Annotated in this window: 18 protein-coding genes; 9 read left to right on the forward strand and 9 right to left on the reverse strand. The window is 70.5% G+C overall.

Annotated elements, in window-relative coordinates; translation table 11 throughout:
* Positions 1-41 precede the first annotated feature (41 nt).
* Complete coding sequence (locus tag AC1DX8_RS16725) at positions 42-1433, forward strand: vanadium-dependent haloperoxidase (RefSeq protein WP_477631072.1); 1392 nt, start codon at positions 42-44, stop codon at positions 1431-1433.
* A 9-nt stretch (positions 1434-1442) separates the two neighbouring features.
* On the opposite strand, the gene AC1DX8_RS16730 is transcribed toward AC1DX8_RS16725, so the two are convergent.
* Together AC1DX8_RS16730 and gabT are read right to left on the reverse strand one after the other, a co-directional pair.
* On the reverse strand, positions 1443-1955 hold the full coding sequence (locus tag AC1DX8_RS16730) for an N-acetyltransferase family protein (protein ID WP_477631073.1): 513 nt from the start codon (positions 1953-1955) through the stop codon (positions 1443-1445).
* 194 nt (positions 1956-2149) lie between these two features.
* Entirely contained in the window at positions 2150-3481 is a 1332-nt protein-coding gene (gene gabT, locus AC1DX8_RS16735; RefSeq protein ID WP_477631074.1) for a 4-aminobutyrate--2-oxoglutarate transaminase, read from the reverse strand.
* 239 nt (positions 3482-3720) lie between these two features.
* Here gabT and ligD point away from each other — a divergent pair, with 239 nt between their 5' ends.
* The 6 genes from ligD to AC1DX8_RS16765 all read left to right on the forward strand — a co-directional run bounded on the left by ligD (position 3721) and on the right by AC1DX8_RS16765 (position 8677).
* Positions 3721-4692, forward strand: coding sequence for a non-homologous end-joining DNA ligase (ligD, locus tag AC1DX8_RS16740; protein ID WP_477631075.1), 972 nt, complete (start codon positions 3721-3723; stop codon positions 4690-4692).
* A 127-nt stretch (positions 4693-4819) separates the two neighbouring features.
* Positions 4820-5224, forward strand: coding sequence for a TOBE domain-containing protein (locus tag AC1DX8_RS16745; RefSeq protein ID WP_477631076.1), 405 nt, complete (start codon positions 4820-4822; stop codon positions 5222-5224).
* Positions 5221-6045 (forward strand): molybdate ABC transporter substrate-binding protein, encoded by an 825-nt coding sequence (gene modA / locus AC1DX8_RS16750; RefSeq protein WP_477631077.1) that lies wholly within the window; start codon positions 5221-5223, stop codon positions 6043-6045. The genes AC1DX8_RS16745 and modA overlap by 4 nt, the downstream gene beginning before the upstream one ends.
* A gap of 10 nt (positions 6046-6055) precedes the next feature.
* Positions 6056-6865 carry an ABC transporter permease gene (locus AC1DX8_RS16755; protein WP_477631078.1) on the forward strand — a complete coding sequence of 270 codons (810 nt, stop codon included), beginning with the start codon at positions 6056-6058 and terminating at the stop codon, positions 6863-6865.
* Positions 6866-6929: 64 nt separating this feature from the next.
* A complete protein-coding gene (locus tag AC1DX8_RS16760) occupies positions 6930-7982 on the forward strand; it encodes a sulfate/molybdate ABC transporter ATP-binding protein (protein WP_477631079.1) in 1053 nt (350 codons plus the stop codon).
* A 92-nt stretch (positions 7983-8074) separates the two neighbouring features.
* Positions 8075-8677: a DUF2238 domain-containing protein gene (locus AC1DX8_RS16765; RefSeq protein WP_477631080.1), complete on the forward strand. Its 603-nt coding sequence runs from the start codon at positions 8075-8077 to the stop codon at positions 8675-8677.
* Here AC1DX8_RS16765 and AC1DX8_RS16770 read toward each other — a convergent pair.
* From AC1DX8_RS16770 to AC1DX8_RS16790, 5 genes are all read right to left on the reverse strand, one after another.
* Positions 8674-9096 carry a VOC family protein gene (locus AC1DX8_RS16770; RefSeq protein ID WP_477631081.1) on the reverse strand — a complete coding sequence of 141 codons (423 nt, stop codon included), beginning with the start codon at positions 9094-9096 and terminating at the stop codon, positions 8674-8676. The genes AC1DX8_RS16765 and AC1DX8_RS16770 overlap by 4 nt on opposite strands.
* A gap of 94 nt (positions 9097-9190) precedes the next feature.
* Positions 9191-9424: a hypothetical protein gene (locus AC1DX8_RS16775; protein WP_477631082.1), complete on the reverse strand. Its 234-nt coding sequence runs from the start codon at positions 9422-9424 to the stop codon at positions 9191-9193.
* Positions 9425-9518: 94 nt separating this feature from the next.
* Complete coding sequence (locus tag AC1DX8_RS16780) at positions 9519-10352, reverse strand: hypothetical protein (RefSeq protein ID WP_477631083.1); 834 nt, start codon at positions 10350-10352, stop codon at positions 9519-9521.
* 2 nt (positions 10353-10354) lie between these two features.
* Positions 10355-11584 carry an NRAMP family divalent metal transporter gene (locus tag AC1DX8_RS16785; RefSeq protein WP_477631084.1) on the reverse strand — a complete coding sequence of 410 codons (1230 nt, stop codon included), beginning with the start codon at positions 11582-11584 and terminating at the stop codon, positions 10355-10357.
* Positions 11581-11985: a hypothetical protein gene (locus AC1DX8_RS16790; RefSeq protein WP_477631085.1), complete on the reverse strand. Its 405-nt coding sequence runs from the start codon at positions 11983-11985 to the stop codon at positions 11581-11583. Before AC1DX8_RS16790 ends, AC1DX8_RS16785 begins: the two co-directional genes overlap by 4 nt.
* 329 nt (positions 11986-12314) lie before the next feature.
* Here AC1DX8_RS16790 and AC1DX8_RS16795 point away from each other — a divergent pair, with 329 nt between their 5' ends.
* On the forward strand, positions 12315-12923 hold the full coding sequence (locus AC1DX8_RS16795; protein ID WP_477631086.1) for a PAS and ANTAR domain-containing protein: 609 nt from the start codon (positions 12315-12317) through the stop codon (positions 12921-12923).
* 294 nt (positions 12924-13217) lie between these two features.
* Here AC1DX8_RS16795 and AC1DX8_RS16800 read toward each other — a convergent pair whose 3' ends face one another.
* Entirely contained in the window at positions 13218-13487 is a 270-nt protein-coding gene (locus AC1DX8_RS16800; protein ID WP_477631087.1) for a DUF7218 family protein, read from the reverse strand.
* Positions 13488-13669: 182 nt separating this feature from the next.
* Here AC1DX8_RS16800 and AC1DX8_RS16805 point away from each other — a divergent pair, with 182 nt between their 5' ends.
* Positions 13670-14371: an HAD family hydrolase gene (locus AC1DX8_RS16805; protein WP_477631088.1), complete on the forward strand. Its 702-nt coding sequence runs from the start codon at positions 13670-13672 to the stop codon at positions 14369-14371.
* A 115-nt stretch (positions 14372-14486) separates the two neighbouring features.
* Here the strand turns inward: AC1DX8_RS16805 and AC1DX8_RS16810 are convergent, their stop codons facing one another.
* Positions 14487-15272, reverse strand: a complete 786-nt coding sequence (locus AC1DX8_RS16810; RefSeq protein WP_477631089.1) for a sigma-70 family RNA polymerase sigma factor — start codon at positions 15270-15272, stop codon at positions 14487-14489.
* Between the last annotated feature and the right edge of the window lie 134 nt (positions 15273-15406).

Below are 15406 nucleotides of genomic sequence, written 5' to 3' on the forward strand. Positions count from 1 at the left end.
CCCGCTCATGCTTCCGTGGGCCCCCGTCGAAGGGACCAGCCATGAGAGCACGCTCTCGGGCCGGAGCAGGGACGGTCCAGCACGCAGCAACTCCACACCACTCACGAGCGCGCACGTGGCGCCGCGGGGCAGGGTTCACCCTGACCACGGCCCTCGGCGTCGCCCTCACCGCCACCGCGGGCACCCCAGCCACCGCGCACCCGGCTCCGCACGCGCCGGCCAGCGCCACGGTGCTGCTGGAGTGGAACCTCCGGGCCCAGGCCATCACCACGAGCCTGCGGCCCACGGCCCACGGCCAGGCCCGCGGCACGGCCATGGTGGCTGGCGCCGTGTACGACGCGGTCAACGCCATCGACCGCGGACACCAGCCCTACCTGCTCGACCTCGACGAATTGGGGATCGGCGCAGGAGCCTCCACCGACGCAGCGGTCGCCACCGCAGCCCACCACGTGCTCGTGGCCCTGGCCCCGGCACAGCAGGCGACGCTCGACGGCGCCCTCTCGGCCACCCTCGCAGCCGTCCCGGACGGCGCAGCAGAGGACGAAGGAGTCAGGGCGGGTGAAGCGGCGGCCACGGCGATGCTCGCCTCCCGCGTGGGAGACGGCTTCATGGCGCCGTTCACCTTCAACCTCGGCACCGGCGCTGGCGACTGGCGGCCGTTCCCCGCCGGCGCCCTCGACCCAGACGCCTGGGTGGGCAACCTGCGGCCGTTCCTCATCAGCAGCCCGGGCCAGTTCAGGTCCGCCGGCCCGAACGCGTTGACCAGTCGCAAGTACACGAAGGACTTCACCGAGGTCAAGGAGCTGGGCTCGCTCACGAGCACCAGCCGGACCCCCGCCCAGACGAAGACCGCGATCTTCTGGCAGACGGCGCCCGCACCGTTGTGGCACGGGATGGCCCGCGACCTCATCACGCGACATGACCTCGGCGCCGCGGACGCCGCACGGTTGCTGGCGAGCATGAGCCTCGCCGGTGCCGACGGTGCCATCTCCTGCTGGAACGACAAGTACTACTGGCAGTTCTGGCGCCCGGTCGCCGCCATCCGTGAGGCCGACACCGACGGCAACCCGGAAACCGTCGCCGACCCGACCTGGCTCCCGCTCTTCGACCCGTCGACCGCGACGACACCTCCCCTGTCGAACCCGCCGTTCCCCGACCACCCCTCGGGCCACGGGTGCGTCACCGGTGCCACCCTCGCCGCCGTGGACTCGTTCTTCGGCACGGACAAGGTGACGATCCACCTGACCTCCGGCCGCTACCCGGGCGAGGTGCGCACCTTCTCCCGGCTGTCGACGGCCATGGACGAGGTCATCGACGCGCGGGTCTGGGGTGGCATCCACTTCCGCACCGCGGACGTCGTGGGCGCCCAGATCGGCGCGAAGGTGGGGCGCTACGCGGACAAGCACTACTTCCAGCCGGTCCACGGGGACTGACTGCGCGGGTCAGTCGCGCTCGTACTCCAGCAGCACGGGGTGCGGCACGAACGGCTCCGGCTTCTCCCGGCCCGTCGGGCGCCACCCCAGGCGCTCGTAGAACCTCCTCGCCCGGTGGTTCTCCCGGAGGCACCAGAGCTGGCGGCTGGGGACGACGTCCATCAGCATCGCGGCCAGGCCCGACCCCCAGTGGTCGGGCCTGACTGCGAGGTGCAGCAGCGTGGTCCCGTCGAACGCGGCGAAGGCCGTCAACCCGTCGCCGTCCTCCGCGACCAGGGTGGTGACGGCGGGGTCGACGAGGACGTCGCGCCACCGGTCGAGCACGACCTGGTCCGGGTACGGGTGCACCTCGGGCGGGAAGACATGAGCGAGCGCGAGGAGGTTGGYCGCCTTCTCGAGGTCCCTCAGCGCCACCGCGTCTGGCCCCGACGCACGCCTGAACCTGCCCGCCATGCTGCCCTCCGGCATACCCTCGACCTGGAGGCGGCCGACCTCTTGCGCGAGGTGGCGAGGATGGGCCACGATCAGCGAACCTCCTTCGGGAGGCCAGTCTCCCTCGGGAGACACGAGACCCGGCCAACTCATACTTGGCCGGGTCTCACCTTTTGTAACAGGGGAACCAGACCCGGCCGGTGACCGACACGCAACGTCCACGTAAACACTCCCAGGCAGGGGCGCGCCAAGCGTCGCGCCCGAGTCCCAGTCGAGAGTGGTGGTCAGACCGACTCGGCGAACGCTTCCTCGAGGATGTCGAGACCCTCGGAGAGCAGGTCGTCGCCCGCGGACAGCGGCGGGAGGAACCTGAAGACGTTGCCGAACGTGCCGCAGGTCAGGGTGACCAGACCCCGCGCGTGGCAGGCCTTGTTGATGCGGCCGGTGAGGTCGGCGTCGGGGGTCTTGCGCTCGAGGTCGCTGACCAGCTCGACCGCCAGCATCGCCCCGCGGCCACGGATGTCACCGACCACGCCGTACTTGTCGGCCAGCGCCTCCAGACGCGGGCGGAACAGCGCCTCGACGGCACGCGCCCGCCCAGCGAGGTCGTCGGCCTTCATCGTCTCGATGGCCGCGAGCGCACTGGCGCACGCGACGGGGTTGCCACCGTAGGTGCCACCGAGGCCACCGACGTGGATCGCGTCCATGACGTCGGCACGACCGGTGAGGGCCGCCAACGGCATGCCACCCGCGATGCCCTTGGCGGTGGTGATGAGGTCGGGGACGACGTCCTCGTGCTCCGACGCGAACCAGTCGCCGGTGCGGCAGAAGCCGGTCTGCACCTCGTCGGCGATGAACAGGATCCCCTGCTCGGTGCACCAGTCGGAGACCTTCTTCATGAATCCCGGTGCGGGCACGATGAACCCGCCCTCGCCCTGGATCGGCTCGAGGATGACGGCCGCGGTGTTGTCCTCGCCGACCTGGGCGTGGACGAGGTCGACGAACTCGGCGAACGCCTCGTCGGCACAGGCCTCCGGGCCGGTCGGCCAGCGGTAGGGGTAGGCCATCGGCACGCGGTAGATCTCGCTCGCGAACGGCCCGAAGCGGTGCTTGTAGGGCATGTTCTTCGCGGTCAGGCCCATCGTCAGGTTGGTGCGACCGTGGTACGCGTGGTCGAACGCGACGACGGCCTGCCGCCCGGTGACGTGGCGGGCCACCTTGACGGCGTTCTCAACGGCCTCGGAGCCGGAGTTGAAGAGGGCCGAACGCTTCTCGTGCGTGCCGGGAGTGACCTCGGCCAGCACCTCGGCCACCTCGAGGTACTCCTCGTAGGGCGTCACCATGAAGCAGGTGTGCGTGAAGTCGTTGATCTGCGCGGTCACGGCGTCGATGACCCGCTGGTTGCCGTTGCCCACGGTCGTCACGGCGATGCCAGAGCCGAAGTCGATGAGCTGGTTGCCGTCGACGTCGCGCAGGATGCCGCCGGCGGCCTGCTCGATGTAGACGGGGAGACCGGTGCCCACGCCGGCCGACACCGCGGCCAGCTTGCGCTGCTGGAGGGCCTGGCTCTTGGGGCCGGGGATGCTGGTGGCGAGGACGCGCTTCTGTTCGAGCATGCGCCGAGCATACGACCGCCCCGCCCCACCCTCATCGGGTCTACGGAGAAGCCTCGGCTTCGCCCCGGAACCGATTCCGGGTGAACCCGACCTTTGTCCCTACACCCGATAAAGGTGAGGTATGCCGCGTGCGTGGCGGCACGGGCGTCGACGACGAGGCCGCTGCGACGCGACGAAGGAGCGGCGCAGGGAGGAGACGCCCGTTAGCGGCACCGCATACCCACCCGTAGCGTGGGGGGATGGCACCCAAGGCGAAGTCACCCGCGGTCGAGGTGGAGGTCGGGGAGCGCGAGGTGCGCATCTCCAATCCCGACCGCGTCTACTTCCCCGCCCGCGGCGAGACCAAGCTCGACCTCGTCCACTACTACCTGTCGGTGGGCGACGGGATCGTCAACTCACTGCGCGAGCGGCCGTGCATGCTGCACCGGTTCCCCGAGGGCGTCGCCGGCGAGAAGGTGCACCAGAAGCGGGTCCCCCACGGGGCCCCGCCGTGGCTCGAGACGGTGCGCGTGACCTTCCCGCGCTGGAACCGCACGGCCGACGAGCTGTGTGTGACCGAGCTCGCCCAGGTCATCTGGGCGGTGCAGATGTCGACCGTCGAGTTCCACCCGTGGAACAGCCGCCGGGCCGACGTCGAGAAGCCCGACGAGTGGCGGATCGACCTCGACCCGGGGCCCGACTGCCCGTGGGACCGGGTGCAGCGCGTGGCCCACGTCGCCCACGAGGTGCTCGACGAGCTGGGCGCGGTGGGCTGGCCCAAGACCAGCGGGGGGTCGGGGATGCACATCTACGTGCGGATCAAGCCGGAGTGGGGCTTCAAGGACGTGCGTCGGGCTGCGCTGGCCTTTGCCCGCGAGGTCGAGCGCCGCGCCCCCGACGACGTCACCACGACCTGGTGGCGCAAGGACCGCGACCCCGCAGACCTCTTCGTCGACTACAACCAGAACGCCCGGGACCACACGATCGCTGCGGCCTACTCGGTGCGTGGCAACCCGATCGGCACCGTGTCGGCGCCGATCCGGTGGGACGAGGTGGACAGCGTCGTCCCCGACGACTTCACCATCGCGACGATGCCGGCGCGCTACGCCGAGCTCGGCGACCTGCACGCAGGGATCGACGACGCCGTGTTCGAGATCGACCAGCTGGTCGAGTGGGCCGACCGCGACGAGCGTGAGGGCGCCGACGAGCCGCCGGAACCCGAGCCGGACTGAGCCCGAGCCGGACTGAGCCCTAGCCGACAGCACCGGCCGACAGCACCGGCCGACAGCACCGGCGTCGCCCTCGTCAGCGGATGCAAGGGCCGTGCGTCGCCGCAGGTGCGGAGGTATGGTCGTGTTCATGCCGCTGATGAGGATCAAGGACGCCGCGTCGTTCCTGGGCGTGAGCGACGACACCGTGCGCCGTTGGGTCGACAGCGGCGCCCTGCAGGCCGAAGCCGACGAGGCCGGACGCATGGTCGTCGACGGCTACCAGGTGGCTCTCCTCGCCCGCGACCAGGCGCACGCGGTCGCCGACCCGAGCGGCGTCGGGCGGTCAGCCCGGAACCGGTTCGTCGGCCTCGTCACCGACATCAAGCGCGACACCGTCATGGCCCAGGTGGAGATGCAGTGCGGCCCGTTCCGGGTCGTGTCGCTGATGAGCTCTGAGGCGGTGGACGACCTCCGGCTCGAGCTCGGGTCGGTGGCCATCGCCGTGGTGAAGTCCACCACCGTCATCGTCGAGACTCCCGAAGGAGCGTCATGACCTCGTTCCGCCGCGCCCTGCCCGCCCTGGCCCTGGCCGGGCTCCTCCTGACCACCGCTGCCTGCGGGGCGGGATCCTCGACGGACGACGGGTCGCCGAAGGGGAGCGGCTCGTCGTCGACCTCGTCCGGCTCCAGCGACGACCTCACCGGCACCGTGACGGTCTTCGCGGCAGCCTCGCTGAAGAAGACGTTCACCGAGATCGGCGCGGAGTTCGAGAAGGCCCACCCAGGCGTGCAGGTCACCTTCAACTTCGCCGGCTCGTCCGACCTGGTCGCCCAGCTCCAGCAGGGGGCGCCCGCCGACGTCTTCGCCTCGGCCGACACCACGAACATGGACAAGGCCACCGGCGACTCGCTCACGGCGGACGCCCCGGTGGACTTCGCCTCGAACACCCTCGAGATCGCGGTGCCACCCGGCAACCCGGCCGGGGTCGCCAGCCTGGCCGATCTGGCCAAGCCGGGCGTGAAGGTGGTGCTGTGCGCCCCTGCCGTCCCGTGCGGGTCGGCCGCGGCCAAGGTCGAGGCCGCCGCCAAGCTCGACCTCAAGCCGGTCAGTGAGGAGCAGTCCGTCACCGACGTCCTGGGCAAGGTCACGACCAAGGAGGCGGACGCCGGCCTCGTCTACGTCACCGACATCAAGGGCGCGGGCGACAAGGTCGAGGGGATCGAGTTCGCCGAGTCCTCCTCGGCCGTCAACACCTACCCGATCGCGACCCTCAAGAGCAGCAGGAACGCGGCCGCCGCCAAGGCCTTCGTCGAGGCCGTCACCGGCGACCTCGGCCAGGGGATCCTCGCGGCCGCCGGGTTCGCCAAGCCGTAGCGTGCCTCTCGTGCCCCAGGTCCCTCCCCACCACCGAGGCCGACCGCGGCTGGGACTGCCCGCCTGGGTGTTCGTCCCCGCCGCAGTGGGCGCGGTCTTCGTCGTCCTCCCGCTGGTGGCCATGCTCACCCGGGTCGAGTGGGGCAGCTTCGGCACGCTCATCACGTCCGAGTCCTCCCGGGCGGCGCTGGCCCTGAGCCTGCGGACCTCCCTGGTGAGCACCCTCCTGTGCATCCTCCTCGGTGTGCCCATGGCGCTCGTCCTTGCGCGCACCGAGTTCTGGGGCCAGTCGATCGCCCGATCGCTCGTGCTGCTTCCCCTCGTCCTGCCACCCGTGGTCGGTGGTATCGCCCTGCTCTACACCTTCGGCCGACGAGGTCTGCTGGGTCACTCCATGGAGGTCCTGGGCCTGCAGATCGCCTTCTCCACCACTGCCGTCGTGATGGCCCAGACGTTCGTGGCACTGCCGTTCCTCGTGGTCAGCCTCGAGGGTGCCCTGCGCACCGGGGGCGAGCGGTTCGAGGAGGTGGCAGCCACCCTCGGCGCGCGTCCGACGACGGTGTTCCTGCGGGTCACCCTGCCGCTGGTGCTGCCCGGCCTCGCCTCCGGGGCGGTGCTGGCCTTCGCGCGCGCCCTCGGCGAGTTCGGCGCGACCATCACCTTCGCCGGCAGCCTGCAGGGCGTGACCCGCACGCTTCCCCTGGAGATCTACCTCCAGCGCGAGACCGACCCGCAGGCCGCCGTGGCGCTGTCGCTGGTGCTGGTCGTCGTCGCGACGGTCGTCATCGCCCTCACCCGGCGGTCGAGGGCCGCACTGTGACATGGACAGCACCCCGACATGGACAGCACCGTGACAAGGACAGCACCGTGACAAGGACAGCACCGTGAGGCTCGACGCCCGCGTGGGCTTCCCTGACCGAGGGGTCGACCTGACCCTCGCGGTGGCGGCCGGGCGCACCCTCGCGCTGCTCGGCCCCAACGGCGCCGGCAAGTCGACCGCGCTCGCCTCGATCGCCGGGCTGCTGCGCCCCGCCTCGGGACGCATCACCCTCGACGACCGGATCCTTTACTCCCGCAACGACGACGGCGACGTCACCTGGGTGCCGCCCCATGCCCGCGGCGTGGCCCTCCTGGCGCAGGAGGCCCGTCTCTTCCCGCACCTGTCAGTGCTCGACAACGTGGCCTTCGGCCCCCGCAGCAGCGGTATGCCGCGCGGCCGGGCTCGCGACGTGGCGCGCGAGTGGCTGGCCCGGGTTGATGCCGAGGCGTTCGCGGACCGGCGACCCGCCGCGCTCTCCGGCGGCCAGGCCCAGCGCGTGGCGATCGCCCGCGCCCTCGCCACCGAACCCCACCTGCTGTTGCTGGACGAGCCCCTCTCGGCCCTCGACGTCGACTCCGCGCCGGCCCTCCGTCAGCTGTTGCGCCGCGTGCTCGAGGGGCGGACCACGGTCGTCGTCACCCACGACATCCTCGACGCCGTGCTGCTCGCCGACGACGTCGCCGTGATCGAGGAGGGCACCGTCGTCGAGCAGGGCCCCACCACACGGGTGCTGACCCGACCCACCAGCCGGTTCGCCGCACGCATCGCCGGCCTCAACCTGGTGCGCGGAACCGCCCACGGCACGGCGGTCTCCACCCCGGAGGGTCTCCGGGTCGAAGGCCTGTCCGAGGACGTGTTGGCCGACGGCTCGGCAGCCGTCGCAGTCTTCAGCCCGAACGCCGTCGGCGTCTACCGCACGGCACCCGAGGGCAGCCCGCGCAACGTCGTGCACGCGACGGTGACCGACCTGGAACCGCACGGCCACCAGGTGCGGGTGCACACGGCATACCTCTCCGCGGACATCACCCCGGCGGCACTCGCCGAGCTCGCGCTCGCTCCCGGCTCGGAGGTCGTGCTGACGGTCAAGGCGAGCGAGGTGGCCGTCTACGCCGCGTGACCGGGTGCGCTGGGTGCCGGCCGGAGGCGGCGGCGTGGCTGGTCGCAGGAATCCGTCCCCCGTCAGTGGGCCGCGTCCGGGATGATCACCCCATGACCCACGACGCGAGACGACTGCCCGGGTGGTGGGCGCCGGACGCCGTCCTGGCGCTGACCGTCGTGCAACTGGGACTCGGGACGTTCGCGAGCGGGCTGCAGCAGTTCGAGGGCAAGGCCTTCGGTGCCCGACTGGTCGCCTACCCCGTGATGATGCTCGTGGTGCCGGTCGCGTGGTGGCTGGCCCACCGCGGAAAGGACGTCGTGGTCCCGTGGGGGGCCTTCGCGCTCGTGATGGCGCCGTTCCTGATCGACGTCACGGGAAACACCCTCGACCTCTACGACTCAGTGACGTGGTGGGACGACGCCAACCACTTCGTCAACTGGGTGCTGCTGTGCGGTGGCCTGGGTCTGCTGCTCCTGCAAGGAATCCGGGCACCGTGGTCACGAGTGCTGCTCGTGACAGGGCTCGGCGCGGTGCTCGCCATCGGGTGGGAGCTGGGCGAGTGGTACACCTTCATCCGCCATGGCACCGAGCTGGACACGGCATACCAGGACACCCTCGGCGACGAGGCGCTCGGCACTCTCGGCGCCCTGGTCGCCGGATTGGTCCTGCGCCGCGCACGGCATCCCGAGGGAGCCCGTCAGTCGGCCTCCTAGGAGGCCGCACCAGCTGCGACTGCTGCCTCGCGGGCCGCCAGTCCGGCTGCGTAGTCGGGCAGCTCCTGCAGCGCGAAGTGGTTGCCGTCCGGGTCCTCGAAGTGGGTGAACCGACCCCAGGGGAGGTCCTCGACGTCCGTCACCTCGACCCCGCGACCCTTGAGCTCGGCGTGGGCTGCGTCGGCGTCCGCCACCACGAGCTGGAGGTACTGCTGCATGCCCTCGCCCAGCATCTGCATGCCCTTGACGAAGCAGAACGAGCAGGCCGAGCCCGGCGGCGTGATCTGCACGAAGCGCAGACCGGCCTCCTCCACCACCTGGTCCTGGTCAGCGGGCCACCCGACGACGTCCTCGTAGAAGGCCTTGGTGCGGTCGATGTCGGTGACGGAGATGGGGATGAGCTCGATCTTGTAGTCCATGGCTGGTCCTCTCGTCGCGACCTCCCCTTCGGAGGTCCTGGCACCAGCCTAGGAAGCATTCCGGCCAGTTCCTGACCGCATCGAGAACGGGTGATCAGCTGGGCTGACGACCTTCGGGACACCGGCGGTGCAGCTCCTCGATGATCTCCTGCTCGCGCGCCAGGGCGGCTACCCGCTCGCGCCCCCTTGCGCTGGGCACCCGCGTCGCATCCTCCAGGGCGGCGAGCTCGGTGAGCAGCTCGCGCACCGACGGAAAGGTGGACTCCGCGATCGCCGTCACGTCCAGTGGGGCCTCAGCAGGCCCGACGGGCTTCATCAACTCGGTCATGAGCGGCCTCCGGGGGCGTCGTCAAGGGATGCCCCGACTGCTTGAAGCCTTGCGATCATGATCCGAAATGTCGGGTTCTGTCAAGGATTGCGCCCTAGAGCGCATGCGGGTGCACATGCTCCGCGTGGGAGGCGACCCGCAGCGTGCCGGCCTCGACGTCCACGTCGAGGACGTCCTCGATGGGGGCGACTCGGTGACCGCGCTGCCACCGCCTGACCGCTGCGCCCACCACCAGCGGCCCCTGCCTGGCATCGGCGTCGTAGCCGAGCTCCGACCCCGACTGGTGGTGCCCGTACTCGACGTGGGTGACCTGCAGGTGCTCCCGCGCCCGACCGGCGGGAGGCTCGACGCAGAGGAGCTCGTGGACCACCCCGAGCTCCGACCCGTCGTGGGCGAAGACGTGCGCGCCGATCACGTCTGCCGTCGAGCAGGTGCGCACCGCGCGACCCGAGACCGCCGTCGTGCGCCGGGGCGCCTTCACGCCCTGGGCCTCGGCGGGCCTGCCCTCGTCCCGCTCGTCGCCGCCACCTTTCGCGCCCGGGATCCGCGAGACGACGAACTCGCGCAGCCACCACTCGAGCCCGAACGCCGCGGTCAGCGACTTCGCGGCGCTCCGGCTCACGGTGATGGCCGACCCGATGTCGCGCACGTCGCGGATGGCCACCCGCGCGGGCTGGGCGTCGGGGGTGGTCTGGAGTCGTCGCCAGATCGCGATGGTCCACCTCCCGAGCCTGCCCGGAAGCCTCCGTCCCAGGGCGGCGGGACCGACCAGCAGGGCGGTCACGAACCACCCGTCGTGGGAGACGACCAGCTCGAGGTCGTCGACGTTGCCGAGGAGCTCGTCGTCAGGACCGACGATCTGGTGGTCGAGGATGCGGAGCACCACCCTGTGTCGGACGGCGCCAGGGTTCTCGCTGCTCCGGGTCATCGTCACTGGCCTGCCTTCGTGACGACCATGAGCGGGATCGCGGCGGCAGCCGCCACCACCACGAGGCACAGGTAGACGCTGCCCAACGCGTTGGCGACCTTCCCGTTGACGTGCTTGCCCATGTACGTGCGGTCGTTGGCCACCACCAGGATCGGGAAGTAGGTCAGGGGGAGCGCGATGGCGCTGAAGACGACCGAGTACTCGGTCAGCATGATCGGGTCGATCGTCGTCAGCAGGACACCCACGGCCACGATCGAGGAGAGGAGCAGCACCGTGTGGAACCGCGCAGCCCGCAACGGTTCGACGTACTTCCCCCACTGCCAGCCGAAGTACTGTGCGACGCTGTAGCCGACCGAGAGGCCCGTCTCACAGGCCGCTCCGAACGTTGCCGCGAAGAAGCCGAGGAGCACCAGCGCGAGCCCCACCTTGCCCAGGGCGATGGTGACCGGCAACGCGATCTGCCCCAGGGATCCGACCTGGATCGCCGCGGGCTGGAAGACCACGGTCGCCGTCGCCGCGATGGCCAGGGAGAGCAGGCCTCCGAGGGGGAAGCCGATGAACACGTTGGCCCGCATCGTGCCGAGATCCCTGGCGGTCCAGTTCTCCTCCACCCCGCCGGAGGAGAAGAAGAAGACCTCGTAGGGCGTCATGGCGGCCCCGAAGAGCCCGATGGCGTAGTAGACGTAGGTCCAGTGACTCTCGTCGTGCGGCACGAGCGGCTGGGAGGCCTGCCGCCACAGCGCCTCCCAGTCCGGACCCAGCTTCCACAACGCCACCGCGAAGACGATGAGCGAGAGACCTGCGAGGCCGAAGGCGTTCTCCAGCAAGGAGAACTTCACCCGCCAGAGGACCAGCCACACCGCCGCACCCACGACCGGGATCCACAGGTAAGGGTTCACGCTCGTCGCCAGCTGGAGGGCCAGGGCGACGCCGCCGATCTCGGCGATGAAGGTGAGGAGCGTGACGGCCATGGAAGCCACGAGGTTGGCCAGGCCCATCCGCGGACCGAGCCGCTCGCGGACGAGGTCGAACGTCGCCCGGCCGGACACGGCCGCGACCCGTCCGCTCATCTCGGCGAAGACGCAGATCCCGACGATCCCAACGACGACCACCCAGGCGAGCGACATACCGAACCGGGAACCGACGAGGCCGTTGGTCACCAGGTCGCCGATGTCCACGAAACCACCGATGGCCGTGAGGATCCCGAGGGCGACGGCGAAGAGCTTCTTCACCCGAGACCGTCCTTCGCGTGCTCCATGCGGTCCGCAAGCTCGGTGAGCTCCGTTGCGCTGGAACGCATCTGGACCGCGTCGTTGCGCCGTACCGAGATCCGGGCGGACGCGAAGGCATCGGCGGTGTCACCCAGCATCGCCATGACGTCGCTGCGCAGGTGGTCCTCCCTGCTGCCCGGTGGGTCGACGTTGCCGAAGCTGTCCTCGATGGGACCGATCGCCGACTCGCTCTCGGTGACGACCGTGTCCGCATAGGCGTTCGTCACCTTCCCGTCGAGGCGCGACCGCAGCACCAGCGCGCCGGTCCGCGCCTCGCTGACCGCCGACCCCAGAGCCGCCTTGGCATTGGCCCGGAAGGCGCCGGCATCGGGAGCCGGGACCACACATCCCGACAGCGCCACCAGAAGCGCCGCAGACAGGCCCGCAGCGCCTGTGCGACGCCCCGGCCGGCGAGCGGCCTTCACCCCTGCCGCCGCAGGAGGACGAAGGCCAAGGCGCCCAGCATGCAGGCATACATCAACCAACCCCCGCCAAGGGCGAATCCATCGGTCACGGCGTGCTCGTACCCGTTCCCGACACCACCAAACGTCGCCGACCGTGCCCCTCTGCCAGGCACGTCGCGCCGTGTTGCACGATGCTGGCCCCCGAGTCCTATGATGACGCCGGGTTAAGCAGCAGCCCTTTCGTTTCACTTCCGCTTTGTGAGCGGACACCTGTCACGGAGGACCCCATGTCGGCTCTTGAATCGAGCCCCACCACCGACGGCTGCACCGAGGACCACGTCACCGATGCTGCTGCGCAGCCGCCCCGAGCGACCGCGCTCGGACGCTTCCGCTACGACACCCTCACCGACACCTGGTGGTGGTCCGCGGAGATGTTCGACATCCACGGACTCTCCGCCGGTGAGGCACCACTGACCACTGACCGGATCCTGTCCTACAAGCACCCGGACGACCAGGCCGAGACGGCGGCAACGATGCGTCAGACGCTCGAGTCGGGCCAGCCGTTCACCCAGCCGCACCGGATCGTCACCGCCGACTGCGCGGTGCGGCACGTCATCTCGGTGGGAGAGGGCATCGTGCTCGACGGACGAGTCGTCGCCGTCCACGGCTTCATGGTGGACGTCACGGACTCCCTGGAACGCCAGGTGCACACCGACGCGTGGGAGGAAGCCTCCCGGGTGATCGAGCAACGCGCGGTGATCGAGCGGGCCAAGGGCGCGTTGATGGTGCGCTATGGCCTGGACGCAGACGCCGCCTTCGAGCTGCTCCGGAGCTGGTCGAGCACCCGCAACGAAAAGCTCAGGGACGTTGCGCGGCACGTCGTCGAGAGCCTCTGAGCGAGTCACCTCGCCAGCGCCGCGCGCCTCGGGAGCGGCGCCCGGGCTCAGTCCGGGGGTTCTTGCTTCCGTGGCGCGGAACCGTTGGTGGGAGCCGCCTCCGGATCGGTCCCGGATGGCTCGGACGGGATCGGCTCGAGCTCCGGGGGCGCTTCGTACCCGGGCGGCGGAGGCGGGTCCGGCGTGACGGGCGGGAACATCGTGCCATCGGGGCGAAGGTGCGACACATAGCTGTTCATCGTGGTTGCCTCAGTGTTCTCAGTACTCGCCGTGCTGTCGGTGTGACTGGCGCTCTCAGTGATCCCGAAGGGCCGTGATCAGCTGGCTCTTCGACATCGAGGAGCGTCCCTCGATCCCGATCTGCCGGGCGCGCTTCAGGAGGTCCTGCTTCGTCCAGTCCTCGTAGTCGCCGCTGCGACCGCCCTTGGCGGCCACAGCGCGCCGCGACGTGTTCGAGGCGGCGTTCGAGATGCGGGCCGCCTTCTCCTTGCTCGCGCCGTCGTCGCGCAGCGCCTCGTACATCTCGGGGTCCTTCACCGACGGGCCGGGCTTGCGTGCAGGCATGGTGACCTCCTGTGCACTCGCTGGGACGCGGAATGCCGGCGACGCGAGCGAGCGGGCGCGTCACCGCCCGGGTCCTACCCGGCGCCACGAGCTGCAAACCTGCAGGTTTGGGCGGGCGGGATCGCGGGCACCATGCAGGAGCAGGAACAACCGCCCGGAGGTTCGTGGGCGCAGGAGGAACCATGTCCGACAGTCTCACGAGGGCGAGCGGGATCGTCTTCGACCTCGACGGCACCCTGGTCGACTCGACCTACGTGCACACCCTCTGCTGGTGGGAGGCCCTCCAGCAGTTCGGTCACTCCCGTCCCATGGCGGCCGTGCACCACACGGTCGGGATGGGCGCCGACCACTTGCTGCACCACCTGCTCGGCGAGGGACGGGACCGCAGCCAGGACTCGGACATCACCTCGGCCCACGACATCCTCTTCGGCACCTGGCACGAGCGACTCCACCCCCTACCGGCGGCGCGGGCGCTGCTGAACTGGTGCCGTGACGCCGGGTTGACCGTGGGCCTCGCCTCGTCGGGCGGGGAGCGGGACCTCTGGGCGATGATGGAGGTCCTCGACCACCCCGACTTCGACGTGATCGTCACCGGAGACGACGTCGACAGCACCAAGCCGGCGCCAGACGTCCTCGCCGCAGCCCTCGACCGCGCCGGGCTCGACGCCGAGGACGTGGTGGTGGTGGGCGACTCGGTGTGGGACATGGAGGCCGCCACCAGGATCGGGTCGGTGGCGATCGGGGTCGCCACCGGTGGGACCAGCGCACCCGAACTGGAGGCCGCCGGCGCGGAGCTCACGTTCCAGGACCTCGCAGCCCTCCTCGACGCCCTGCAGGACGCCAAGCCGGAGCCTGTCTCCGGGACGTGGGGCGCGAGGCCCTGAACCTGCCCGCGCGGCGGACCCGTTCAGGTCACCTGCAGGAGCGCCTGGTCGACGAGGGCCTCAGGTCCGTTCTCCCACAGGAGCGGACGTGGCCCAGCTTCACGATCGGTCGCCGTCACGATCGGTCGCCTTCGGCCTCCGGCGCCAAGGAGTCACGCAGACGCTGGAGGATCGAGGCCAGGAGCCGTGACACCTGCATCTGGCTGACCCCCAGCACCTCCCCGATCTCGGACTGGGTCTTCTCCTCGACGAACCGCAGACGAACGATCAACAGGTCGCGTTCGCCCAGTCCCACCAACGCAGTGCGGAGCGCCTCACGCGCCACGACGACGTCGTCGAACCAGCGGTCGTCCCCAGCCAGACCCGGTCCCTCGACCAGGTCGAGCGGCATGGCGTGGTAGGCCATCGAGGACGAGTGCACCTCGCGCACCTGGTCGACGGTGAGCTGGAGCCCTTCGGCCAGCTCGGAGTCGGTGGGTTCGCGCTGGAGCACCTGGCGCAGCCGCTCCCGCTCGCCAGCCACCTCGGCCCGCAGCTCCTGGAGGCGTCGCGGGGGACGGACCAGCCAGCCTTGGTCGCGGAAGTGCCGCTTGATCTCACCCGAGATCGTCGGGACCGCGTATGCCGCGAAGCTGCTGCCGAGACCGCAGCGGTACCCCTTCGCCGCCTTCACCAAGGCCATCCGGCCCACCTGTACGAGGTCGTCACGCTCCATGCCTCGGCCGTGGTAGCGCCGTGCCACGCCGTCGACGAGGTCGAGCGTGAGGACGACTGCCTCACGCCGCAGCTCGCCGCGACGCCATCGGTCGTGACAGGACTCGACCTCGGCGAGCAACTGCTCCGCCCTGGCGTGGTCCGGGGTGTCCGGGCCCGCGTGGTCGTGCTCAGCGGGAGGGAGCATGGTCGGAAGGTGGGTGGTCGGAAGCGGTGTCGCGAGTGCCATGGGCATCCCCTCGAGTGATGGGACACGGCACCGCTTTTGGACCGATGTGTCTGCCCTCACACAACCACCACGCCCGGCCGAGCGCAAGGGCA

Source organism: Pedococcus sp. P2_A3 (assembly GCF_056405035.1).

What these genes read in the sequence shown, in the direction of transcription:
- modA (WP_477631077.1), top strand. Translation starts at nt 5,221, where the DNA reads ATGACCTCGTTCCGCCGCGCCCTGCCCGCCCTGGCCCTGGCCGGGCTC.
- AC1DX8_RS16770 (WP_477631081.1), bottom strand. Translation starts at nt 9,096, where the DNA reads ATGGACTACAAGATCGAGCTCATCCCCATCTCCGTCACCGACATCGAC.
- ligD (WP_477631075.1), top strand. Translation starts at nt 3,721, where the DNA reads ATGGCACCCAAGGCGAAGTCACCCGCGGTCGAGGTGGAGGTCGGGGAG.
- AC1DX8_RS16780 (WP_477631083.1), bottom strand. Translation starts at nt 10,352, where the DNA reads ATGACCCGGAGCAGCGAGAACCCTGGCGCCGTCCGACACAGGGTGGTG.
- AC1DX8_RS16800 (WP_477631087.1), bottom strand. Translation starts at nt 13,487, where the DNA reads ATGCCTGCACGCAAGCCCGGCCCGTCGGTGAAGGACCCCGAGATGTAC.
- AC1DX8_RS16795 (WP_477631086.1), top strand. Translation starts at nt 12,315, where the DNA reads ATGTCGGCTCTTGAATCGAGCCCCACCACCGACGGCTGCACCGAGGAC.
- AC1DX8_RS16725 (WP_477631072.1), top strand. Translation starts at nt 42, where the DNA reads ATGAGAGCACGCTCTCGGGCCGGAGCAGGGACGGTCCAGCACGCAGCA.
- AC1DX8_RS16810 (WP_477631089.1), bottom strand. Translation starts at nt 15,272, where the DNA reads ATGCTCCCTCCCGCTGAGCACGACCACGCGGGCCCGGACACCCCGGAC.
- AC1DX8_RS16745 (WP_477631076.1), top strand. Translation starts at nt 4,820, where the DNA reads ATGCCGCTGATGAGGATCAAGGACGCCGCGTCGTTCCTGGGCGTGAGC.
- AC1DX8_RS16805 (WP_477631088.1), top strand. Translation starts at nt 13,670, where the DNA reads ATGTCCGACAGTCTCACGAGGGCGAGCGGGATCGTCTTCGACCTCGAC.
- AC1DX8_RS16775 (WP_477631082.1), bottom strand. Translation starts at nt 9,424, where the DNA reads ATGACCGAGTTGATGAAGCCCGTCGGGCCTGCTGAGGCCCCACTGGAC.
- gabT (WP_477631074.1), bottom strand. Translation starts at nt 3,481, where the DNA reads ATGCTCGAACAGAAGCGCGTCCTCGCCACCAGCATCCCCGGCCCCAAG.
- AC1DX8_RS16765 (WP_477631080.1), top strand. Translation starts at nt 8,075, where the DNA reads ATGACCCACGACGCGAGACGACTGCCCGGGTGGTGGGCGCCGGACGCC.